This is a genomic window from Allobosea sp. WAO, assembly GCF_001509835.1.
GTDB lineage: Bacteria > Pseudomonadota > Alphaproteobacteria > Rhizobiales > Beijerinckiaceae > Allobosea.
In genome coordinates, this window is record NZ_JXTJ01000006.1 from 224,410 (window position 1) to 247,168 (window position 22,759).

The window sequence follows — 22,759 nt, forward strand, 5'->3', positions numbered from 1 at the left end:
GGCCCTGAGAGAACAGCATTCCGAGAGGCGACCATGGCGAACCACAAGCTCCTGCTTCTGCCCGGCGACGGCATCGGCCCCGAGGTGATGGGCCAGGTCGAGAAGATCGTCTCCTGGTTCGAGAAGCAGGGCCTCGCTTCCTTCTCGCTCGAGCGCGGCCTCGTCGGCGGCTCGGCCTATGACGCCCACAAGGCGGCGATCTCGGAAGGCGACATGAAGCTCGCCCAGGACGCAGACGCCGTGCTGTTCGGCGCGGTCGGCGGGCCGAAATGGGCCGATGTCCCCTATCAGCACCGCCCCGAGGCCGGCCTGCTGCGTCTGCGCAAGGATCTCGGCCTGTTCGCCAATCTGCGCCCGGCGATCTGCTATCCGGCGCTGGCCTCGGCCTCCTCGCTGAAGCCGGAAGTCGTCGAGGGCCTCGACATTCTGATCGTGCGCGAGCTCACCGGCGGCGTCTATTTCGGCGAGCCGAAGGAGATCGTGACGCTCGAGGACGGCCAGAAGCGCGGCGTCGACACCCAGCTCTACACCACCGGTGAGATCGAGCGCATTGCGCGCGTGGCCTTCGAGCTGGCGCGCACCCGCCGCAACAAGGTCTCCTCGGCCGAGAAGCACAACGTCATGAAGACCGGCGTGCTCTGGAAGCAGACGGTCACCGCGCTGCACGCGGCCGAGTACAAGGATGTCGAGCTCGAGCATGTGCTCGCCGACAACTGCGCGATGCAGCTGGTGCGCTGGCCGAAGCAGTACGACGTCGTGGTCTGCGACAACCTGTTCGGCGATATCCTCTCCGACGTCGCGGCGATGCTGACCGGCTCGCTCGGCATGCTGCCTTCGGCCTCGCTCGGCGCCGAGGATCCGGCGACCGGCAAGCGCAAGGCGCTGTACGAGCCCGTCCACGGCTCGGCGCCCGACATCGCCGGCAAGGGGCTCGCCAACCCGATCGCGATGATCGGCTCTTTCGCCATGGCGCTGCGTTATTCGTTCGGTGCCGGCGAAGCTGCCGACCGGCTCGAAGGCGCGATCGCCGACGTGCTGGGTGCCGGCACCCGCACCAAGGACATCGCTGCGCCCGGCGCCAACGCCGTCTCGACCACCGAGATGGGCGAGGCCATCATCAAGGCGCTCGAAGCGCGCGGCTGAGGTCTTTCTGACTGGGGGCGCGGTCCCGGTCGGGGCCGCGCAGGTCTACCAAAAATGACGGCCGGTGCGGGAGGTTCCCGCACCGGCCTTTTTCGTCAGTCGACGGAGACGATCTTGCCGCCTTCCCATTTGAACATGGAGAAGGCCGGGGAGCTGAGGTCGCCGTTCTTGCCGTAGGACAGCTTGCCGATCGCGGTCGGCACGGTCATGCCGGACTTCAGCGCGGTCGCGACGGCGGTGGCGCTGTCGGCCTTGCCGACCTTCTCGATGCCGGCCTTGAGCACTTCGACGGCGGCATAGGCGTTGAGCGTGAAAGCCTCGGCCGGGATGCCCTTCGCCTTCAGCGCCGCCACGGCCTCGGCCGAATCGGGGCTCTTCTGGGCGTCGGTCGCGTTGGTGAACAGCGAGCCGGCCGCCGACTGGTCGGCGATCGCCCAGAACTCGGTGTTGGACAGGCCCTCGCCGCCGATGATGGTGGCGGTGATGCCGGCGTCCTTGAGCTGGCGGGCGAGCAGGCCGCCTTCGGGGTGGTAGCCGCCGAAATAGATCAGGTCGATGTTGGCGGCCTTCAGGCGGGTGATGACGGCCGACAGGTCCTTCTCGCCGGGCGTCAGCGTCAGGTAGAGCGCTTCCTTCACGCCGCCGTCATTGATGCCCTTCTTGAAGGCGTCGGCGAGGCCCTTGCCATAGGTGCCCTTGTCGTGGAGCACGGCGATCCGCTTGTCCTTCAGGTTCTTCAGCACGTATTTCGCGGCGACTTCGGCCTGCTGGTCGTCGCGGCCGCAGGTGCGCAGGACATTGCTCAGGCCACGGCTGGTGAGGGCCGGGGCGGTCGCAGTCGGCGTCACCATCAAGGTGCCGTGCTCGGCGAGGACGTCGGAAGCCGCCATGGCGACGCCGGAGGTCACCGGGCCGACCACGAACTTGACCTTCTCGCCGACCAGGAGGTTGGCGGCGGAAACACCCTGCTTGGGATCGCCGGCATCGTCGGCGAGTTTCAGCACCACCTTCTCGCCGAGGATGCCGCCCTTCTTGTTGATGGCCTCGACGGCGGCCTCGGCGCCGTTGCGGACCTGGTCGCCATAAGCGGCGACGGCGCCGGTCAGCGGCGCGATCAGGCCGATGACGATATCGGCGCGGGCCGGCACTGCGGCAAGCAGGCTGGCGGCGAAAGCCGTTCCGACAAGAAATCTCAACTTGCTCATCGCAATCGTCTCCTCGACGTTCTTGCAGCTTCCGCTCGCGATCCTGGCCGCGCTGATCGGGGGCGCGCGATAAGCCCTTCATTCGAAGGGCTCGAACTCTCTACCGGGCGGAGCCGACTATCCCGATCACTGCCGGAATTTCTAGCATGTGCCCGCGATCCGGGCACTGCCGGAGTCGCGCGTGGTGGCATGAACGCGATGCAAAGGAGACGACGGGCGTCCAGGAGGGCACTCCATAGGCGCGACAGAGCGCCGCTGGTCCTCTCCCGCTCGTGAATTGCGCGTCGGTCCGCTCTGTGGACTAGCTGCCGCCGGATAACCGGAGTTCGTCGTCCGATGCTGATCAAGAGCCGCCCCAGCTGGGAAATTCCCGAGAGCGAGGCCACGTCCGAGGCGGTCTTCATGGATCGTCGCCGCTTCATCGCCGCGGGCGCCGGGCTGATCGCCGGTGCCGCCCTGCCGGAGCTGGCCTCCGCCCAGGGCCCCGAGCCGACGCTCGATCTCTACCCGGCCAAGCGGAACGAGGCCTATACGCTCGACCGGCCGGTGACCGAGGAAGGGCTCGCGGCCAACTACAACAACTTCTACGAGTTCGGGACCTCCAAGGACGTCGTCGCCTCGGCGAAGCGCCTCGGCACGCGGCCCTGGACGGTGACGATCGACGGGCTGGTCGAGAAGCCGTTCGAGATCGGTATCGACGAGCTGATCCGGAAGATGCCGCTGGAGGAGCGGCTCTACCGCTTCCGCTGCGTCGAGGCCTGGTCGATGGCGGTGCCCTGGACCGGGTTCCCGCTGAAGAAGCTGGTCGATCTCGCCAGGCCGCTTTCGGGCGCAAAATATGTGCAGATGCAGACCTTCATGAACCCGCGCATGGCGCCCGGCCAGTCGCAGCGCTGGTACCCCTGGCCCTACACGGAGGGGCTGACCATTGCCGAGGCGACCAACGAGCTCACGCTGATGGTGACGGGGATCTACGGCAAGCCGGTGCCGAACCAGCACGGCGCGCCTATGCGCCTGATCGTTCCCTGGAAGTACGGCTTCAAGTCGGTCAAATCGATCAACAAGATCAGCTTCGTCGTCGAGCGGCCGAAGACCTTCTGGGAGGGCCTGCAGGCCTCCGAGTACGGCTTCTGGGCCAATGTGAACCCCGAGGTTTCGCATCCGCGCTGGAGCCAGGCGAGCGAGCAGGTGCTGGGCTCGCGCGAGCGGCGGCCGACGCTGCTGTTCAACGGTTATGGCGAGCAGGTCGCCGATCTCTACAAGGGGCTGGAGAAGGAACGGCTCTGGGCCTGAGCTGGGATTTTTCTTTTCACCCAGCGTGTCATCCCGGACCGGTGCGGCTTGGCCGCTTGTTGGGGATGGCCGCAAGAAGAGAGGCGGCAGAAATCGGGTGCCTTAGCGCCTTCGGCTGCGTTAGCTTCTCATCATGCAAAGCTTCTGTCTCTTCGATACCGCAATAGGCAGCTGTGCCCTGGTGTGGCAGGGCGAGAAGATCATCGCTGCGCAACTGCCCGAGCATGACGAGCCCACGGCCCGCGGGCGCCTGGCCCGCCGTTTCCCGGAGGCCGGAGAGGGCGAGCCTGTTGCTTTCGTGCGGGAAGCTATCGCCGAGATCGTCGCCCTGCTGGCCGGCGAGCAGCGCGATCTCGCTCATCTGCCGATCGATCTCAGCGCCATGTCTGAGTTCAACCAGCGCGTCTATCGCGTCACGCTGGCGATTCCGCCCGGCGAGACCCTGACCTATGGCGAGGTCGCGGCGCGGATCGGCGAGCCGGGTGCCGCGCGCGCCGTCGGCGTGGCGTTAGGCCAGAATCCGATCCCGATCATCGTGCCCTGCCATCGGGTGCTCGCGGCCGGCGGCAAGACCGGCGGCTTCTCTGCCGATGGCGGCGTCGAGACCAAGCTCAGGATTTTGACGATCGAGAAGGCGCGGACCAGCGCCGAGCCATCGCTGTTCGATTCGCTGCCGCTGGAAGCCAGGCGGCGATAGGGAAGAAGGCGTCATGCTCGGCCTTGAGCCGAGCATCTCGAAAAGCAAACGCTTCTCGTCCTGAGATTCTCGGGCCTGCGCCTCGCTCCGTCCCGGAACGACGAGGCCGTCTAGTCAAGAAAAAAGGCCGGCGTCCCGAAGGAGCCGGCCTAGAAGTTTGAAATATTCGGCGCAAGCGCCAAACATCTCAGAGGGGAACGGCTGGAACGAACTCAACGCCGGGAGGAGAATGCGGAGCCCGTTCCGAACAACCGTGAGCACAATATCGAGCAGGACCTGCCTTTTTGCAATGCAGCATTGGGCGGGGCGGTCATGCGTCCACAGCATGATGAAATGCTAGGATTTGACATAATTGCCATAATTGACGTGACGCAATGCGTCAGGGGCGGGACGGGAGACCCCGTCGCCGGGTTTTCGGGCAGGCTCTGCCTGCCGGGCGGCCAGGGCTCAAAATGTCCAGCGCTGAGCCTTCTGGATCAAGAAATCACGGAAAACCTGGACACGGGCGACTGATTTCATCTCTTCCGGGTAGACCAGATAACTTTCGAGCTGCGGCATCTCGGTCTCGCGCATCAGCTGCACGAGCGGCGAGCCTGCCTCGATCAGATAGTCCGGGAGGATTGCGATGCCGGCGCCCGAATCGACCGCCCGCTTCATCGCCGTGATGTTGTTGACGGTGAGATGGATCGGACGCGGATTGCGCTGGTCGCGCCCGAGCGTGCCGAGCCAGTGCACCGCGGTCAGATAGGACGGCGAGGTGTTGCCGAACGACAGCAGCCGGTGATTGTCGAGATCCTCATAGCTCTTCGGTTCGCCGAAGCGCTTGATGTAGGCGGGCGAGCCGTAGACGTGGAAGTGCACGGTGAAGAGCCGGCGCTGGATCAGGTCCGGCTGCTGCGGCTGGCGCAGCCGCAAGGCGATGTCGGCCTCGCGCATCGACAGGTCGAGTTCCTCGTCGGTCAGGATGAGGTCGACCTTGATGTCGGGGTAGAGATCGAGGAATTCGGCAAGGCGCGGCGTCAGCCAGTGGCCACCGAGCCCGCGGGTCGCGGTGACCTTGAGCTCGCCTGAAGGGTGCTCGCGCGTTTCCGAGAGCTGCGCGCGCGTGCGCTCCAGCCGCTGCGTCATCTCGCGGGCGGCGCGCCAGAGAAGCTCACCTTGCTCGGTCAGGATCAGGCCGCGGGTATGCCGGTGGAAAAGCGGCGCGCGCAGTTCGCGTTCCAGCGCGCCGATCTGGCGGCTCACGGCGGACTGGCTCAGCCCGAGCCCGTCACCGGCCTTGGTGAAGCTGCCCGATTCTGCGACTGTGTAGAAAATCCGGATGCGGTCCCAATCCACCGCCTTCCCCCCTGTTATGCGTTCAGCGCATGATGGGAGGGAGGGCGCGCGAGGTCAATGTTTCCTTTGCCGGATGCCTGGTTTTTAGCCCTTAAACTCGTTGGGTAACTCATCAGCAATGCTGATGAGTTAACAAAACCCTATTCCGCGGCCTCGCGGAGCTCGGATTCATTGGCGGCGAGCCAGCGTTCGGCGTCGAGCGCGGCCATGCAGCCGAGGCCGGCCGCGGTCACGGCCTGGCGGTAATGCTCGTCCGTGACGTCGCCCGCGGCGAAAACGCCGGGGACATTGGTCTGAGTCGTGCCGGGCGTGACTTCGAGATAGCCCGATTCGCGCATGGCGAGCTGGCCGGTGAAGAGCTCGGTCGCCGGCTTGTGGCCAATGGCGACGAAGACGCCGTCGGTCGGCAGGTCCTGCGACACGCCGGTCTTCAGGTTGCGCAGGCGGACATGCGTTACGGAGGGGGGCTGCGTGCCGCCGAGGATTTCGGCGACTTCCGAATCCCAGACGATCTCGATCTTGGGATGCTTGAACAGGCGGTCCTGCATCACCTTCTCGGCGCGCAATGTGTCCCGGCGATGGACCAGCGTCACCTTGGCGGCGAGGTTGGCGAGGTAGAGTGCCTCCTCGACGGCGGTGTTGCCGCCGCCTACGACCACGACCTGCTTGTTGCGGAAGAAGAAGCCGTCGCAGGTGGCGCAGGCCGAGACGCCGAAGCCCTGGAAGCTCTGCTCGGAGGGCAGGCCAAGCCACTTGGCCTGGGCGCCGGTGGCGATGATCAGCGCATCGCAGGAATAGGTCTCGCCGCCATCGCCCCAGAGCCGGAAGGGACGCTGCGAGAGATCGACACGGGCGATGTGGTCGGAGACCATCTTCGTGCCCATGTGCTCGGCCTGGGCGCGCATCTGCTCCATCAGCCAGGGGCCCTGGATGACATCGGCGAAGCCAGGATAGTTCTCGACATCGGTGGTGATCATCAACTGCCCGCCGGCCTGCATGCCGGAGATCAGCACGGGCTCGAGCAAGGCGCGGGCGGCATAGATCGCGGCGGTGTAGCCGGCGGGGCCGGAACCAATGATCATCACCTTGGCGTGGGTATGGGCCATTCTCGTCTTCCTCTGCCGGCCGTGCCGGTGAATTCTGCCTTTGCCGGCCCATGCCGGCGACATCGCCTGGCCGGCCGCAGCCGGACATATCGGTATCGGGCGGCCGTCAGTCCAGCCCCGCCGCCTTGTGACGCCGCCAGCCCTCGTCGACGGCCCGGGCGATCGCTTCCGTCGAGTCTAGCGGCTCGTAGCGCCCGCCTTCAAGCCGGCCCTCGAAGTGATGCACAGCGCCATGGGCTTTCAAGGCCTCGAGGAACTTCGCCAGCCGGCCATGGCCGCCATGCGGCTCGAAGACGAGGATCGGCGCGCCGGTCGCTGTGGCCTCGCCGATCATGTTGGTCGAGTCGGCGGTGACGACGATCGCATCGGCGAGCGCGAGCAGTGGCACATAGGGATTGGCGCCTGTGCCGTCCCACCACCAGCCGCCATGGCGCCGGAATACGGCGCTGACCGCGGCGTCGAGCGCGGGCGGGGTGCGGCGCGAGCGCGAGCCCATCAGGGCGACGCCGGAGGCGGCGAGTTCCTCCAGCCGGGCGGCGAAGGCCTCGATATCCTGCGGCCGGAAGCGGTGATGCCGGCTGTCGCCGCCGACGAGGACGGCGGCACGCGGCGAGGGCAGGGCGGCGAGGGCCGGCGGCGGCACCTGGCGGGCCGCGGCGAGCGCGGCGGGGGCGAGGCGGTGCGGCGAGGTGATCGTCACCAGGACATTGTCGCCGCGCAGGCGGTCATGCTGCGGCACCCAGATCAGGTCGGCGGCGCCGGTGCCGGTGCGCGGGTCCTTGAGGAAGACGGTGAAGGTCCTCCCGTTCGAGGCCTTCTTCAGCGCGCGCAGATAGGCGACGGCACGTCGGCCCGAGGCGATGGCGATGTCGGGGAAAGGCGGGCGGAGTGGGCTGTCCCGGCGGTCGGGCGCCTCGCGCGGATCGATCGGCCCGCGCGGCATCAACCAGGACCAGGGCCGGCCCGGGGAGACGCGGCGGATCTCGGGCACGAGGCCGAGGCGCTCGGCCACGCCGATGCACTGGACCTCGTCCCCGGCCTTGCCGTCGGTCAGCACCCAGAGGGTGGGAACAAGCGCGGAAGTCTGATGCTCGCCCAAGAATGATACCCCCGACGCCAGCCGCCATCCCGGGCAGCTTCAGGCTGTTCCTCGGTATGGCGCACGAATTGTGGCCATCCCGACGATGGCATGGCCTTCGCCTTGTATCGCGTGAGCACTGCGTCTACACCAGCGCGACCTTTTTTCCGGGGGAATTTGTGCGTTCCAAGCTCGACGAGATCGATCTCCGCATCCTGACCGAATTGCAGCGTGACGGGCGGATGACCAATGTCGAGCTCGCCAGCCGCGTCGGCATTTCGCCGCCGCCCTGCCTTCGGCGGGTCAGGGCGCTGGAGGAGGCCGGGGTGATCACCGGCTACCGGGCTCAGCTCGATGAGCGCAAACTCGGCATCGAGGTGGTCTGCTTCGCCTTCGTCCATCTCGCGAGCCAGGCCGAGGCCGATCTCGCGGTCTTCCAGAGCCGGATCCGCGATTGGCCGGCCGTGCGCGAATGCTGGACGCTGTCGGGTGACATCGATTTCGTCCTGAAATGCGTCGCGACCGATTTGAAAGCCTTCCAGGACTTCGTCGGCGACCTGACGGCGCTGCCCAATGTCCGCAATGTCCGTACCGCGCTGGCGCTCGATCGGGTCAAGGACGAGCCGATCGCGCCGCTGGGTTGAGCGTCAGCCGAGCACCATCTTCCTGATCCATGCAGCATGGTTGACGATGAGGCGCTCGACGCGGCGCTCGTCAATACCGGGCGAGAACCAGAAACCGGAATCGCCGGCTCCGTTCATCGACAGGACCGGATAGGTCGCCAGCACCTCGCCCCTGCGGCCGGTGACCGTGACCAGGCTTTCCAGATAGTCCGAGGTTGCGCCGTCATCGATGTCGCCGCCGACATAGGTCGGCAGGGTCAGTCCGCGTACGGCGACTGCGAGCGTCGCGCCGCCCGGCTGACGCACCCCGGCGAAGCCGCGCGCCAGTTCCTGCTCTAGACGGGTCCTGACGACCTCGGCGCGCGGGCCGACGCCGAGCTCGACCAGCCGCGAGACATCGACACGAATGGCGCCGATCGCGGTGCCCGAGCCGAGCGGGGGCGTGGTCTGGCAGCCGGCCAGCAGGGCCGTGGCTGCCCCCAGGATAAAAAGTCTGCGGGTCGGTATCATCGTCTCAACCACCGAGGTAGCGCCTGATCCATTGCGCGTTGCTGGCGACCAGGGCCTCGATCCGGCGCCGATTGACGTCCGGCCGATACCAGGCGCCGCCAGAACTCGGGGCCATGATCGCGAGGATCGGATAGCGGGCGATCTCGCGCCCGTCGGCGGCGATCAGCCGGGCTTCGCTTTCGAGGGTGTCATTGCCCATGGTGACAGCCTGTCCGCCGGCATAGCTCGTCAGGTAGAGCCCGGTGACGGTGACCTGCAGCGTTGCGCCATGCCCGCTTCGGAGGCTGGCGAGCTCGCGCTCTAGCATCGGCCTGATCATGGCGGCAGTGGCGCTCTGGCCCTTGGCGGCCAACGGCCCGGTGTCGACGCGAATTGTGCGGATCGCGACTGACGAGACGGCTGGTGTCACCGTCTGGCAGCCGGCCAGCAATGCCGTAGCGAGGCTAGTCAGGAATGTCCGGCGCGCGAGCACGGTTCTCAGCCGCCGAGATAGCGCTTGATCCAGAGCGCGTTGTTCTCTAGCAGCGCCGCGACGCGGCGCTGGTCGCTATCGGGCCTGTACCAGGCGCCGCCGGAGCTGGGGTGCAGCGTCGAGCGGATCGGGTAGCTGGCGAGCACGCGCCCGCGATCGATCAGCTCGGCCAAGCTGTCCATGTTGTCGTTGCCGGAGCCGCTTCCATCTCCCGCCATGCCGCTGCCGGCATAGCTCGCGAGCCAGACCCCCTGAATGGTGACGTAGAGCGTCGGGCCGCCGCGCTGGCGCTGGGCGCCAAGCTGGCGAGCGAGCTCCTGCTCAAGGGTGCGCGCGATCCTCACGGACCTTTCGCCCCAGCCCTGCGGGCCGATACGGCTCGCGTCGACGCGGATGGCGCCGATGGCTGCGCCCTGCGCCTCTGCCCCAAACGAAACGAGCCCGCCTGCGGCGAGCGCGGCGGACCCGGTGAGAAAAGCACGACGGCTGGTCATGGCGGCATCTCCGGCGGCAGGTATCACCCTCAATCTAGGTGCTGACGCAGAGATGGCCAAGGAGCCGCGGGCAAGAAGTGACGGCGAGGAAACGCCTCAGCGGAAGGCGACGCCGACGACCTCGTAGGACTTGCCGCCGCCAGGCGTATTGACCTGGACGGAATCGCCGACCTTCTTGCCGATCAGGGCGCGCGCGATCGGCGAGCCGATCGAGACCTTGCCCGACTTCACGTCGGATTCCGGCTCACCGACGATCTGGTAGAGTTTCTCTTCCTCGGTGTCGTCGTCGATCAGCTTGACGGTCGCGCCGAACTTGATGGTGTCGCCGCCCAGCTTGCTGACATCGATGATGTCGGCGCGGCCGATCAGCGATTCCAGCTCCATGATGCGGCCTTCGTTCAGCGACTGGGCTTCCTTGGCGGCATGATACTCGGCGTTCTCCGAGAGGTCGCCGAGGGCGCGTGCCTCGGAGATCGCCTGGATGATGCGTTGACGCTCAACCTGCTGCCGCTGCTTCAGCTCGACTTCGAGAGCGGCGAAGCCGCCGGCCGTCATAGGAACCTTGTCCATCGTCTCGTCCCAGTTCCGAAACGCGATGCGGCGCCGGTCGGACGAGTCCAGGCCAGCGCCGTCGCTTTCGATCGTCAGAAAAACTATTCCGGCGCGCCGCCCGAATCAGGCAGCGCCGTCGAAATAGGATTGTAGCGACCTCACTTCGAGATCGCCGCTGCAATAGGCCTTGATGCCCTCCGCCGCAGCGATCGCTCCGGCCAAGGTGGTATAATAGGGCACCTTGTGCAAGAGGGCGGCGCGGCGCAGCGGGCGCGAATCCGCGAGAGCCTGTGGACCCTCGGTGGTGTTGAAGACCAGCTGGATACCGCCGTTCTTGATGGCGTCGACGATATGCGGGCGGCCTTCCAGGACCTTGTTGATCTTGGTGGCGCGGATGCCGTTGTCCTGGAGCAGGCGCTGGGTGCCGCCGGTCGCGACGATCTGGAAGCCGAGATCGGCGAGCATCCGGATCGAGGGCAGGATCCGCAGCTTGTCCTGGTCGCGGAGCGAGACGAAGACGGTGCCCTTGACCGGGACCTTCGAGCCGGCGCCGAGCTGGCTCTTGGCGAAGGCGACGTCGAAGGAGCGGTCGAGGCCGATGACCTCGCCGGTCGAGCGCATCTCCGGCCCGAGCAGCACGTCGACGCCGGGGAAGCGGGCGAAGGGGAAGACCGCCTCCTTCACGCCGACATGGCCGAGCTTCTCCTGCTTCAGACCGAAGCTGGCGAGGCTCTCGCCCGCCATCAGCCGCGCCGCGATCTTGGCGATCGGCTTGCCGATGACCTTGGCGACGAAGGGCACGGTGCGCGAGGCCCGCGGATTGACCTCGAGCACGTAGATGACGTCGTTCTGGATGGCGTACTGGACGTTCATCAGGCCGCCGACATCGAGGGCGAGCGCCATGGCGCGGGTCTGGCGCTCCAGCTCGGCGATCATTTCGGGGCTGAGCGAGCGCGGCGGCAGCGAGCAGGCGGAATCGCCGGAATGGATGCCGGCTTCCTCGATATGCTCCATGATCCCGGCGATGAAGGCGTCCTTGCCGTCCGAGAGGCAGTCGACGTCGACCTCGATCGCATCCGAGAGATAGCGGTCGAACAGCAGCGGGTTCTTGCCGAGGACGGTGTTGATCTGCCCGGTCTTGTCGTTCGGATACTTGGCCTTGACCTCGGAGGGGATCAGCGAGGGCAGGGTGCCGAGCAGATAGTTCTCGAACTGGGTCTCGTCGCGGATGATCTCCATGGCGCGCCCGCCGAGCACATAGGAGGGCCTGACCACGAAGGGCAGGCCGAGCTCGGCGGCGATCAGGCGGGCCTGCTCGACCGAATAGGCGATGCCGTTCTTGGGCTGCTTGAGCTGGAGCTTGTCGAGCAGGCGCTTGAAGCGGTCGCGGTCCTCGGCGAGATCGATCGCGTCCGGCGTCGTGCCGAGGATCGGGATGCCGGCCTGCTCGAGCGCATGGGCGAGCTTCAGCGGGGTCTGGCCGCCGAACTGCACGATGACGCCGTGCAGCGTGCCCTTCTGCTTCTCGGTCTCGAGGATCTCGAGCACGTCCTCGGCGGTCAGCGGCTCGAAATAGAGCCGGTCCGAGGTGTCGTAGTCGGTCGAGACCGTCTCGGGGTTGCAGTTGACCATGATGGTCTCGTAGCCGGCGTCGCGCAGCGCGTAGCAGGCATGGCAGCAGCAATAGTCGAATTCGATGCCCTGGCCGATGCGGTTGGGGCCACCGCCGAGGATGACGACCTTCTTGGCAGAGGACGGCATGGCCTCGTCCGCCGGCTTGCCGGCGAAGGGCATGGCATAGGTCGAGTACATATAGGCGGTCGGCGAGGCGAATTCGGCGGCGCAGGTGTCGATGCGCTTGTAGACCGGACGGACGTCCAGCGAGCGGCGCAGTGCCTTGACCTCGGCCTCGGTCTTGCCGGAGACGGCGGCGAGGCGCTTGTCGGAGAAGCCCATCGCCTTGACCTGGCGCAGCGCGATCGGCGTCCGCGGCAGGCCGTGGACGCGGATCTTCTCCTCGGTGTCGACGATGCCGCGCATCTGTTCGAGGAACCAGGGATCGATCTTGCAGCTCTCGTGGATCTGCTCGTCGGTGAAGCCGAGGCGCATGGCCTGCGCGACATGCAGGATACGGTCCGGCGTCGGGGTCGAGAGCGCCGCCTTGACGGCGTTGCGGTCGTCGCCCTGGCCGAGGCCCTCGACCTCGATCTCGTCGAGCCCGTCGAGGCCGGTTTCGAGCGAGCGCAGCGCCTTCTGCAGCGATTCCTGGAAGGTGCGGCCGATCGCCATGGCTTCGCCGACCGACTTCATCGCGGTCGTCAGGGTCGGCTCGGAGCCGGGGAACTTCTCGAAGGCGAAGCGCGGGATCTTGGTGACGACATAGTCGATGGTCGGCTCGAACGAAGCCGGGGTCGCGCCGCCGGTGATGTCGTTCTCGATCTCGTCGAGCGTGTAGCCGACGGCGAGCCGCGCCGCGACTTTGGCGATCGGGAAGCCGGTCGCCTTCGACGCCAGGGCGGACGAGCGCGAGACGCGCGGGTTCATCTCGATGACGATCATCCGGCCGGTCTCGGGATCGACCGCGAACTGCACGTTCGAGCCGCCGGTCTCGACGCCGATCTCGCGCAGCACCGCCAGCGAGGCGTCGCGCATGATCTGGTATTCCTTGTCGGTCAGCGTCAGCGCCGGTGCGACGGTGATCGAATCGCCGGTGTGGACGCCCATCGGGTCGAAGTTCTCGATCGAGCAGACGATGATGCAGTTGTCCGCCTTATCGCGGACGACTTCCATCTCGTATTCCTTCCAGCCGAGGACGCTCTCCTCGATCAGGATCTCGCTGGTCGGCGAGGCGTCGATGCCGCGCTCGCAGATCTCGATGAACTCGCTCTTGTTGTAGGCGATGCCGCCGCCGGTGCCGCCCATGGTGAAGGACGGGCGGATGATCGTCGGCAGGCCGATATCCTCAAGCGCCTCGAGCGCGGCGCCGAGCGTCTTGACGTGGTGGGAGCGCGGGGTCGAAAGGCCGATCTTGGTCATCGCCTCGCGGAAGCGCTCGCGATCCTCGGCCTTGTCGATGGCATCGGCGGTGGCGCCGATCATCTCGACGTCGAACTTCTCCAGGACGCCCATCTTCTCGAGCGACAGCGCGCAGTTCAGCGCCGTCTGGCCGCCCATGGTCGGCAGCAGGGCGAAGCCGCCCGGCAGGACGTTGCGTTCCTTCTCGATGATCTTGGCGACGACCTCAGGTGTAATCGGCTCGACATAGGTCGAATCGGCCAGCTCCGGATCGGTCATGATCGTCGCCGGGTTCGAGTTGACCAGGACGATGCGGTAGCCCTCGGCCTTCAGCGTTTTACAGGCCTGGGTGCCGGAATAGTCGAATTCGCAGGCCTGGCCGATGATGATGGGGCCGGCGCCGATGATCAGGATCGTCTTGATGTCTGTGCGCTTCGGCATGGGTCCCGACCGTGCTTGCGAGCGCGCGCCACCCTCGTCCGGTCGTGCGAACGGCGGGCAGCGAGCGCCTGAATGAATGCTAGGCGCTCGCTATAGACGGGAGCGGCGGCGGGGGGAAGCAGAAAGCGCGGGCAGGTGGCATGCACAGGCGGGCGTGGCTCTCGCTGGCGGGGCAGGGGGACGTCGTTGGGCGGGGCGAGGGCGCCGGTTCGGGTTGCGAGCACCGGCCATCGATGCGATAGAGGGCCCGGGTGCTCCGCCGCGATCGTGCGGCGGGCAGGTTTTTTGCGCTGGTCGGGCCGCCAGTGCGAGGAGACCTGCATCGATGATCCCGGCCACCCGGGCGCGCCTCCTGCGTGCGCGCCGCGCTTTTTTCCGCATTTCCGCAATCGCCTCCGAGAAGGGGCAGCGTCGATGAGCGGGACCTTCAACGCGCGCAAGCCCGTCACGACGCTGCGCAAATTCGTCGAGAGCGAGTCGGCCGGCGGCCTCGTCCTGATGGCAGCAGCGCTGCTCGCCATCGTGATCGCCAATTCGGCGCTGGCCCCGAGCTATTTCGCGGCCTTGAAGGTCTATATCGGGCCGCTCAGCCTGCTGCACTGGATCAACGACGCGCTGATGGCGCTGTTCTTCCTGTTCGTTGGGCTGGAGATCAAGCGCGAGATGCTCGACGGGCAGCTTTCGAGCTGGAGCCGTCGGATTCTGCCGGGCGCCGCGGCCCTTGGCGGCATGATCGTGCCCGGCCTGATTTTCCTCGCCTTCAACCGGGCCGACCCGGCCGCGCTGCGCGGCTGGGCCATTCCGGCGGCGACCGACATCGCCTTCGCGCTCGGGGTGCTGTCCCTTCTCGGCTCCCGGGTTCCGGGCTCGCTCAAGGTCTTCCTGGCGGCGCTCGCGATCATCGACGACCTCGGCGCGGTCGTGATCATCGCGCTGTTCTACACGGCGGAGCTCAACCTCTATGCATTGCTCGGCGGCGTCGTCGTGTTCGGCGCGCTCTGCGGGCTGAACCGCTTCGGCCACCAGAAGCTGCCGGCCTATCTCGCCCTTGGCCTGGCTCTATGGGTGCTCACCCTGATCTCGGGCGTCCATGCGACCGTGGCCGGCGTCCTCCTGGCGCTGACGATCCCGATCCGGACGACGCCCGCCAAGCCCGAATCCGACCCGGCGCATTCGCCGCTGCATCGGCTCGAGCATCATCTGCACCTGCCGGTGGCCTTCCTGATCGTGCCGATCTTCGGCTTCGCGAATGCCGGCGTCTCGTTCACCGGCCTGACGCCTGCGGTGTTCGGCGACATGCTGGCCGTCGGCGTCGCCGCCGGCCTGTTCTTCGGCAAGCTGATCGGGGTGATGGGCGCCGTCGTGCTGATGGAGCGCAAGGGCTGGGCCGATCTGCCGGCCAATGCGAGCTGGAGCCAGATGCTCGGCGTCGCGTTGCTCTGCGGCATCGGCTTCACCATGAGCCTGTTCATCGGCCTGCTCGCCTTCGAGGACCCGGCCATGCAGGCACGGGTGAAGTACGGCATCCTCGCCGGCTCGCTGCTGTCGGGCGTCGCGGGCTATCTCGTGCTGCGGGTAGCCCGGCGGGACGACCTGCCGCCGCGCGCCGCTGGCTGAGCAAGCGGAAAGCGCGCGGGCATCGGCTGCCTTCGCGCTTTCCGCGGACCTGCCGCAGGTATAGCATCGCCGCTTCCGCGATGGCGTCGAGCCGGTTCGCGACCTTGCCGGCCACGCCCCAGCCAAAGGAGCATGGTCATGCGTCAACCTGATCCGCAAAAGCTCGATGCCCTGGTCGGGCGTCTGGTCGGCGATGTCGGCGCCTGCGTCACCGGTTCGCTGATCGTGCTCGGCGACCAGCTCGGGCTCTACAAGGCCATGGGGGACGGCAAGCCGGTCACCGCCGCGGAGCTTGCCGGCCGGACCGGCGTCAAGGAGCGCTATCTGCGCGAATGGCTCTCGGCGCAGGCGGCCGCGGAGTATGTGCAGTACGACGAGAAGACGGATCGCTTCAGCCTCTCGCCCGAGCAGGTCATGGCCTTTGCCGAGGAGGGCAGCCCGGCCTTTTTCGCCGGGGCCTTCGAGATCGTGCAATCGATGTGGGTCGACGAGCCCAAGATCGAGCAGGCGTTCCGCAGCGGCGAAGGACTGGGCTGGCACGAGCACAGCAAATGCCTGTTCCGCGGCACCGAGCGTTTCTTCCGTCCGGGCTACAACGCCAATCTGAAGACGAGCTGGATCCCGGCACTCGATGGCGTCGAGGCCAAGCTGAAGAAGGGCGCGGTCGTCGCCGATGTCGGCTGCGGCCATGGCGCCTCGACCATCCTGATGGCGCAGGCCTATCCGAATTCCCGCTTCTTCGCCTTCGACTATCACGGACCTTCGATCGAGAAGGCGCGCGAGGCCGCCGACAAGGCTGGCGTCGGCGACCGGATCGTCTTCGAGAAGGCCTCTGCCAAGGATTTCCCAGCGAAGAAATACGATCTCGTCGCGATGTTCGATTGCCTGCACGATATGGGCGACCCGGTCGGTGCCGGCCGCCATGTCATGGAGACGCTGGCCGCTGACGGCACCTGGATGATCGTCGAGCCCTTCGCCCATGACCAGCTCAAGGACAATCTCAACCCGGTCGGGAGGATCTTCTACGGGGCGTCGACGATGATCTGCACGCCGGCCTCGCTGTCGCAGGAGGTCGGTCTCGGGCTGGGGGCGCAGGCCGGCGAGATGCGGCTGCGCAAGGTCGCGCTCGATGCCGGCTTCTCGCGCTTCCGCCGCGCTACCGAGACGCCATTCAACATGGTGTTCGAGGTCAGGGCGTAGGCCGAAAGCCAGTCGATCGCACGAGCTGTAAGCCCGCCCGACATTTCTCAGCGGACGGGCGGGGCGAGAGCGATCTCGCTGACCAGCGAGGCCCTTCTCGCCGCCGCCCGGCGCCGGCGCATCGAGATCAGCAGCAGGCCGAGCGCGCCGAGCTCACAGAGAGCGCCGACGAAGCCGAGCTGCCAGGTTGCGCCGTGGCGCAGAACCTGCTGGCCGAGCACGGCCCCAGCGGCGATGCCGACATAGAGCGCCGAGGCGTTGAGCGAGAGCGCGACCACGGTGGCGTCCGGCGCCATCGCGGCGAGCCGCGACATCTGCGAGGGATGACCGGCCCAGCCGGCGCCGCTCCAGACCATCATCACCACCCGCAGGACGAAGAGCGCGAGCGCCGGCGGCAGGGTCAGCGCGACGAGCGATGCGGTGGCGAGCGCGACGGCGAGCAGGGACAGCACGAAGGTCAGTGTCGGCTCCGGGCCGAAGCGGTCACTCGCCCTTCCGCCCCACTGGTTGCCGAGCGCCGAGCCGATGCCGGCGATGACCAGCGTGGCGCTGAGCCAATGACCGGTGATGCCGGCATGGGCGGAGAGGAAGGGGGCGATATAGGTGTAGAGGGTGAAGGCGCCGGTCGTCCAAAGCGCGGTGGTGCCGAGTGCTAGAAGCACATCGCCGCGGCGCGCGACCTGGAGGCGTTCGGCGAGGGTGTTCGCTCCGCGCGGCAGGCCGGCCGGCATCCTCAGGAGCAGGCCGAGCAAGGCGAGGGCGCCGAACAGCGCGACGACGAGAAAGGCGAAATGCCAGCCGAGAGTCGCGACTGCGGTGCCGAGTGGCACGCCGAGGATTAGCGAGACGGTCATGCCGCCGGTGACGAGCGCGATCGCGCGCGCCCGGCGCTCCGGCGGCGCCAGCGAGACGGCGACCGCATTGGCGGCCGGCATGAACACGCCGGCGCCGAGCGCCATCAGGATGCGCGCCAGCATCAGCCAGGTGAAATCGCTGGTGAAGGCGGCCAGCAGGTTGGCAAGGGTGAAGATGCCGAGCGAGCCGATCAGCACGCGCCGCCGGTCGAGATTGCCGAGCAGCGTCGAGAGCACGGGAGAGCCGATGGCGTAGGCGATGGCAAAGACCGATATCAGAAGCCCTGCCATGTCGACCGAGACCCCGAAGGCGGCGGCGAGATTGGGCAGGATGCCGGTGATGACGAGGCTGCCCGTGCCGATGGCGAAGGCGCCGCCGGCCAACAGGAGAAGGCGGATGTCCATGGCAGATTGCTCCGTAGGGAGTTGCCGACAATTTCAATGATTGTTGAATCATGAGTGCTGACCGGCCATGAGTCAATCCTAAATTCAAGGATCATTGAAACTTGTCAGGAGCGGCGCCGGCAATTAAGCCTGAGGTGATGAAGCAGCTCTTCCATCCCGAAATCGAGGACGTCCTGCCCGCCGATGTGTTCGCGGCGCTGGGCGATCCGATCCGGCTCGGCATCCTCGTCTCGCTCGCCGATTGCGACGAGGTCGACAAGGCACGCTGCGGCGCCTTCACCGAGCTCGCCTCGCCCTCGCTGCTCTCCTACCACTTCGCCAAACTGCGCGAGGCTGGGATCACGCGGTCGCGGGCCGAAGGGACGGTGCGCTTCCTCAGCATCCGCCGCGAGGAGTTCGACCGGCGCTTTCCCGGCCTGCTCGACAGCGTGATCGAGACAGCGCGGCGGGACCCTTCAGTGCCGCGGGTCAAGCTCGACGTCTGATCGCTCTTTCGGTCATGCTCGGCACAAGGCCGAGCATGACGATGTGGGCCGTGGGGCCCTCTAGCCGCAACACGGACAGCCCGGGCCGAATACCGCGCGGCTGCCGAGGGCGGCCAGCTTTCCGCGCCAGCCCGGGACCTTCTCCCTGATCCGAGCCATCGTCCGCTCGCGGTCGAGGCGGGTCGGGCGGCCATCCTCGACGACTACTGTCCCGTCGACGATGCTGGTCACCACATCGCTCGCCCGGGCGTAATAGACCAGCGCCGCGTAGTCGCCATAGTAGGGCTGGAGGTGCGGGCGGTCGATGTCGACCATGATCAGGTCGGCCTTCTTGCCCGGCTCGAGCGAGCCGATCTCGTCCTGAAGGCCCATGACGCGGGCGGCGCCGATGGTCTGCAGCTCCAGCGCCTGCGCGCAGGTGAGGGCGGTCGGGCTGCCGAGGCGCAGGCGCATGGCGTTGAGGGCGTTGCGCATGCCCTCGAACGGGTCGTTCAGCATCCAGTCGGTGGCGAAGCCGGTCGGAATGCCGCGCGCCATGATATCCTCCAGCGGCGGATGGCGGCCGCGGCGCGGGTAGATGGTCGGGCAATGGGCGTAGGCCGCGCCGCTTTCCTGGACGGCGTCGAGATCGCCCGGCCCGGCGAAGACGAGATGGGCCAGCACGACATCCGGGCCGAGCATGCCGACGTCGCGCAGGAATTCGACCGGACCGCAGCCATAGGCCGCCTTGATCTGCTCGGCCTCGCCTGCGCTCTGGGCGGCGTGGATATGCATGCCGATGCCGAGCCGGCTCGCCTCCGCGCGGGCGGCCTTCAGCAGTTCGGGCGAGCAGGTGTCGGTGGCATGCGTGCCGATGCGCGCGGTGATGCGACCATTGGCGGCGCCGTGCCAGCGCTCGGCGAAGGCGATCCCGTCGCGCAGGCGCTCCTCGCCGATCGCGGCGTGATGCGTGTAGTCGCCGCGCCAGAGTTCATGCAGGCGGACGTCGAAGACCTTGTGGGCGATCTGGGCACGCAGGCCGCAAGCCTCGATCGTCTCGGCGAGCCGGTGCGGCGCGTACCAGATATCGTTGATGGTGGTGATGCCGGACTGGAGCATGTCGGCGCAACCGGCCTGCGCCAACAGCGCCCACTCCTCCTCCGTGATGTCCTTCTCCATCCGGAAGGCGACCTCGAGCAGTGCCGCCTTGGCGGCGTGGTCGTCGGTCTGGCTGCGGAAGACCAGTGAGGCCGCGTGCGAATGGCAGTTGACGAAGCCGGGCAGGACGGCCCGGCCGGCGCCGCCAATCGTGCGGGCCGGCGCCCAATGCCCCTCGGGCTGGCGCGGGCCGGCATGGAGGATGCGCCCGCCGGCGATCGCGACTTCGCCGTCGGGGATCACAGGCATGCCGGGGCTGACCGGATAGAGGAACTCGGCGCGCACCAGGAGGTCGATCTCGATCATGGCGCAGGCTTCTCCGTCGGCAGGGAGGAGCGAGCTTAGGGCGCATGCTGTGGAAGGCCAGCGACGCGCCTGCACGGCAGCCTTGCGTCCACAATCCACTCTCGTTATGAAATGTTACAACGTAACAAAATATGAGATCCGAGATGGACTCCCGCCTTCCCGTCACCGTGCTGTCCGGCTTTCTCGGCGCCGGCAAGACGACGCTGCTGAACCACGTCCTCAACAACCGCGAAGGCCGCAAGGTCGCGGTCATCGTCAACGACATGAGCGAGGTGAACATCGACGCCGACCTCGTGCGATCAGGCGGCGGCGACCTTTCGCGCACCGACGAGAAGCTGATCGAGATGAGCAATGGCTGCATCTGCTGCACCTTGCGCGACGATCTCCTGGCCGAGGTCGGCCGGCTCGCCCGCGACGGGCGCTTCGACTACCTCTTGATCGAGGGGACCGGCATCGCCGAGCCGCTGCCGATTGCCGCGACCTTCGAATTCCGCGACGAGGAGGGCTTCTCGCTCTCCGATCTCGCCCGGCTCGACACCATGGTGACGGTGGTCGATGCGGTGAACCTGCTGAAGGACTACGGCTCGCGCGATTTCCTGCGCGAGCGCGGTGAGACCGCCGGCGAGGGCGACGAGCGCACTTTGGTCGATCTCCTGGTCGAGCAGATCGAGTTCGCCGATGTCGTCGTGCTCAACAAGGTCGCCGATGCCGGGCCGGAGGCGGTGGCGCAAGCGAAATTGGTCATCCGGGCGCTCAACCCGGATGCTAGGCTGATCGAAGCCGACTTCGGCCGGGTACCGCTCGACCAGATTCTCGACACCGGCCTGTTCGACCATGAGAAGGCGCAGGAGCACCCGCTCTGGCACAAGGAGCTCTACGGCTTCAAAGACCATGTGCCGGAGACCGAGGAATACGGCATCGCTTCCTTCGTCTACCGGGCGCGCCGGCCCTTCCATCCCGAGAAGTTCAACGCCTTCCTCGCCAAGAGGTGGCCAGGGCTGATCCGGGCCAAGGGCCATTTCTGGCTGGCGACCCGGCCCGAATGGGTCGGCGAGATGTCGCTCGCCGGGGCAATCTGCCGGACCGAGGCGATGGGCTTCTGGTGGGCCGCCGTGCCGCGCCCGCGCTGGCCCGATCATCCGGAGTGGAAGGCGATCCTGAGCCGGCACTGGCATTCGGTCTGGGGTGACCGCCGGCAGGAGCTTGTCTTCATCGGTACGGGGCTGGACGAGCGGGCGATCCGCGCTGCGCTTGATGCCTGCCTCGTCGGCGAGACGCCGACCATCGCCTTCAAGCCCGAGCGCTATCGCGACCTGCCCGACCCGTTCCCGGCCTGGCGCAGGGCCGAGGCCGCCTGACCTCCGATTTCCCTGTTTCCGGCCGCAGCATGCGGTCCTCTTCCCGTGGAGAAATTTCGATGCTTTTACCCGCCCTGAGAGCGGCCCTGCTTCTGTCGGCCGCCTGCGCGAGCCAGTCCGCCCTCGCGCATGACCATGCGGTCTTGCGTGGCCGCCTGATCTTCGCCGACCACGAGAAGCCGGTCGTGCGCGTGCTCGATCTCGACAGCGGCGAGGTCACCCACAGCTTCGAGGTACCGAAGGCCAATCCCGGCTTCGCCGGCATCGAGGGCGGGCGCTTCGTCGCGATCAAGACCGGCGACGAGGCTGGCACCGTCCGCATCCTCGACAGCGGGCTGAGCTATGAGCAGCACGGCGACCATGTCGATGTCGAGAAGGGGCCGGTGCGGCTGACCGATCTCGTGCTCGCCGGCGAGCGGCCGGCCCATGTCATTTCCGGCGAGGGCCAGCTCGCGGTGTTCTTCGACGGCATCCGCCCCTGGGAGGGCAAGAGCACCGCCAAGGCCGTCCTGGTCGCGATCGACGATCTCGCCAAGGCTAAGCCCGCCATCACGGAATGGCCGAGTCCCGGGCCGCAGCACGGCATCGTCGTGCCGCTCGGCGCGCGGCGCTGGCTGACCTCGGTGCCCAACCCCGCCTATGTCAAAGGAGACGACCGCAAGGCGTCGTCGCGGCCGGACGGCTTCGAGATCCAGCAGCAGGATAAGGGCGCCTGGCGCCGGCTTGCCTCCTTCAACGATCCAGCCAAGCCCGACGTCTCCTGCAAGCTCTATCACGGCCATGCCGCGGCCGGCGGGCGCCATGTCTTCGGCTGCGCCGAGGGCGAGGGCGGCGGCATGCTGGTGCTGTCGCAGGACAAGGGCCGCCTCAGCGCGCGCAAGCTCGCCTATCCCGATGAGCGCCGGATCAGTGCGATCAAGGCGCGAGCGGGCGTGAAGTTCATGGTCGCCAATTATGGCAAGGCCTCGCCCTATGACGCGCTGCTGCGGGTCGATCCTGCCGCGCAGGCGCTTTCGGCTGGCGATGTCCTGCCGGTGCCGGGCGGCCAACCCGCCTGCCAATTCGAGCTTTCCGGCAACGGCAAACGCCTCGCCAACCTGACGCCGGACGGCAAGCTGCGGATTTACGAGATCGCGCCGGCCTGGAAGGAACTCGCCAGCTTCGAGGCGGTGCCGGCCTTCGACTGCCAATATGGCGCGCGGACGCCGACGCCGTCGCTGGCGGTGATCGGCGGCAATGCCTTCGTCAGCGATCCCCTGAACGGTCGCATTCGCGAATACAGCCTGGATTCGCTGAAGCAGGGGCTCGACCTGCCGGTCGAGGGCAAGCCGGCCAATCTCGCCGGCAGCGATGCGGGCTAAGTTTCGTCCTGCATCCTCAAGCACCTATCGTCCCGGGCGACCGAAGGGAGGCCCGGGATCCAGGCCGGA

The 22,759-nt window shown here is 67.2% G+C and carries 21 protein-coding genes; 9 read left to right on the forward strand and 12 right to left on the reverse strand.

Features of this window, described 5'->3' with window-relative positions:
• Positions 1-33: 33 nt before the first annotated feature.
• Positions 34-1,143: a 3-isopropylmalate dehydrogenase gene (gene leuB / locus DK26_RS10140; RefSeq protein WP_066471359.1), complete on the forward strand. Its 1,110-nt coding sequence runs from the start codon at positions 34-36 to the stop codon at positions 1,141-1,143.
• A 95-nt stretch (positions 1,144-1,238) separates the two neighbouring features.
• Here the strand turns inward: leuB and DK26_RS10145 are convergent, their stop codons facing one another.
• Complete coding sequence (locus DK26_RS10145) at positions 1,239-2,348, reverse strand: branched-chain amino acid ABC transporter substrate-binding protein (protein ID WP_066471363.1); 1,110 nt, start codon at positions 2,346-2,348, stop codon at positions 1,239-1,241.
• A 336-nt stretch (positions 2,349-2,684) separates the two neighbouring features.
• Here DK26_RS10145 and msrP point away from each other — a divergent pair, with 336 nt between their 5' ends.
• Entirely contained in the window at positions 2,685-3,641 is a 957-nt protein-coding gene (msrP, locus tag DK26_RS10150) for a protein-methionine-sulfoxide reductase catalytic subunit MsrP (RefSeq protein WP_066471366.1), read from the forward strand.
• 28 nt (positions 3,642-3,669) lie between these two features.
• Here the strand turns inward: msrP and DK26_RS29960 are convergent, their stop codons facing one another.
• Complete coding sequence (locus tag DK26_RS29960; protein WP_349236324.1) at positions 3,670-4,002, reverse strand: hypothetical protein; 333 nt, start codon at positions 4,000-4,002, stop codon at positions 3,670-3,672.
• 21 nt (positions 4,003-4,023) lie between these two features.
• On the opposite strand from DK26_RS29960, the gene DK26_RS29965 reads away from it, so the two are divergent.
• On the forward strand, positions 4,024-4,338 hold the full coding sequence (locus DK26_RS29965; protein WP_349236325.1) for an MGMT family protein: 315 nt from the start codon (positions 4,024-4,026) through the stop codon (positions 4,336-4,338).
• Positions 4,339-4,785: 447 nt separating this feature from the next.
• On the opposite strand, the gene DK26_RS10165 is transcribed toward DK26_RS29965, so the two are convergent.
• From DK26_RS10165 to DK26_RS10175, 3 genes are all read right to left on the reverse strand, one after another.
• Positions 4,786-5,676: a LysR family transcriptional regulator gene (locus DK26_RS10165; RefSeq protein ID WP_066471375.1), complete on the reverse strand. Its 891-nt coding sequence runs from the start codon at positions 5,674-5,676 to the stop codon at positions 4,786-4,788.
• 140 nt (positions 5,677-5,816) lie between these two features.
• Positions 5,817-6,782, reverse strand: coding sequence for a thioredoxin-disulfide reductase (gene trxB, locus DK26_RS10170; protein WP_066471379.1), 966 nt, complete (start codon positions 6,780-6,782; stop codon positions 5,817-5,819).
• A gap of 106 nt (positions 6,783-6,888) precedes the next feature.
• A complete protein-coding gene (locus DK26_RS10175) occupies positions 6,889-7,881 on the reverse strand; it encodes a mitochondrial fission ELM1 family protein (protein ID WP_066471381.1) in 993 nt (330 codons plus the stop codon).
• A 158-nt stretch (positions 7,882-8,039) separates the two neighbouring features.
• Between DK26_RS10175 and DK26_RS10180 the strand changes: the two genes are divergently transcribed.
• Positions 8,040-8,504, forward strand: a complete 465-nt coding sequence (locus DK26_RS10180; protein WP_066471383.1) for an Lrp/AsnC family transcriptional regulator — start codon at positions 8,040-8,042, stop codon at positions 8,502-8,504.
• A gap of 3 nt (positions 8,505-8,507) precedes the next feature.
• On the opposite strand, the gene DK26_RS10185 is transcribed toward DK26_RS10180, so the two are convergent.
• The 5 genes from DK26_RS10185 to carB all read right to left on the reverse strand — a co-directional run bounded on the left by DK26_RS10185 (position 8,508) and on the right by carB (position 13,967).
• On the reverse strand, positions 8,508-9,005 hold the full coding sequence (locus DK26_RS10185) for a hypothetical protein (protein WP_157089605.1): 498 nt from the start codon (positions 9,003-9,005) through the stop codon (positions 8,508-8,510).
• Positions 8,998-9,465 carry a hypothetical protein gene (locus DK26_RS10190; RefSeq protein ID WP_157089606.1) on the reverse strand — a complete coding sequence of 156 codons (468 nt, stop codon included), beginning with the start codon at positions 9,463-9,465 and terminating at the stop codon, positions 8,998-9,000. Before DK26_RS10190 ends, DK26_RS10185 begins: the two co-directional genes overlap by 8 nt.
• Before the next feature lie 5 nt (positions 9,466-9,470).
• On the reverse strand, positions 9,471-9,959 hold the full coding sequence (locus DK26_RS10195) for a hypothetical protein (protein ID WP_066471396.1): 489 nt from the start codon (positions 9,957-9,959) through the stop codon (positions 9,471-9,473).
• 96 nt (positions 9,960-10,055) lie between these two features.
• On the reverse strand, positions 10,056-10,529 hold the full coding sequence (gene greA / locus DK26_RS10200) for a transcription elongation factor GreA (RefSeq protein ID WP_066471398.1): 474 nt from the start codon (positions 10,527-10,529) through the stop codon (positions 10,056-10,058).
• Positions 10,530-10,634: 105 nt separating this feature from the next.
• The gene (carB, locus tag DK26_RS10205) at positions 10,635-13,967 is read right to left on the reverse strand and encodes a carbamoyl-phosphate synthase large subunit (protein ID WP_066471402.1); all 3,333 of its coding nucleotides are present in this window, start codon (positions 13,965-13,967) and stop codon (positions 10,635-10,637) included.
• Between the two features lie 414 nt (positions 13,968-14,381).
• Here carB and nhaA point away from each other — a divergent pair, with 414 nt between their 5' ends.
• Positions 14,382-15,584, forward strand: coding sequence for a Na+/H+ antiporter NhaA (nhaA, locus tag DK26_RS10210; protein WP_066471404.1), 1,203 nt, complete (start codon positions 14,382-14,384; stop codon positions 15,582-15,584).
• Positions 15,585-15,722: 138 nt separating this feature from the next.
• Entirely contained in the window at positions 15,723-16,784 is a 1,062-nt protein-coding gene (locus DK26_RS10215) for a class I SAM-dependent methyltransferase (protein ID WP_066471407.1), read from the forward strand.
• A 47-nt stretch (positions 16,785-16,831) separates the two neighbouring features.
• Here the strand turns inward: DK26_RS10215 and DK26_RS10220 are convergent, their stop codons facing one another.
• Positions 16,832-18,043, reverse strand: coding sequence for an MFS transporter (locus tag DK26_RS10220; RefSeq protein ID WP_066471410.1), 1,212 nt, complete (start codon positions 18,041-18,043; stop codon positions 16,832-16,834).
• 137 nt (positions 18,044-18,180) lie between these two features.
• On the opposite strand from DK26_RS10220, the gene DK26_RS10225 reads away from it, so the two are divergent.
• Positions 18,181-18,528, forward strand: a complete 348-nt coding sequence (locus DK26_RS10225) for a helix-turn-helix domain-containing protein (RefSeq protein WP_066471418.1) — start codon at positions 18,181-18,183, stop codon at positions 18,526-18,528.
• A gap of 60 nt (positions 18,529-18,588) precedes the next feature.
• Here DK26_RS10225 and DK26_RS10230 read toward each other — a convergent pair whose 3' ends face one another.
• A complete protein-coding gene (locus tag DK26_RS10230) occupies positions 18,589-19,971 on the reverse strand; it encodes an amidohydrolase family protein (RefSeq protein ID WP_066471421.1) in 1,383 nt (460 codons plus the stop codon).
• Positions 19,972-20,114: 143 nt separating this feature from the next.
• Here DK26_RS10230 and zigA point away from each other — a divergent pair, with 143 nt between their 5' ends.
• Both zigA and DK26_RS10240 read left to right on the forward strand, forming a co-directional pair.
• The gene (gene zigA, locus DK26_RS10235) at positions 20,115-21,329 is read left to right on the forward strand and encodes a zinc metallochaperone GTPase ZigA (RefSeq protein ID WP_157089607.1); all 1,215 of its coding nucleotides are present in this window, start codon (positions 20,115-20,117) and stop codon (positions 21,327-21,329) included.
• A 59-nt stretch (positions 21,330-21,388) separates the two neighbouring features.
• Positions 21,389-22,690 carry a hypothetical protein gene (locus DK26_RS10240; RefSeq protein ID WP_066471427.1) on the forward strand — a complete coding sequence of 434 codons (1,302 nt, stop codon included), beginning with the start codon at positions 21,389-21,391 and terminating at the stop codon, positions 22,688-22,690.
• Positions 22,691-22,759: the final 69 nt, after the last annotated feature.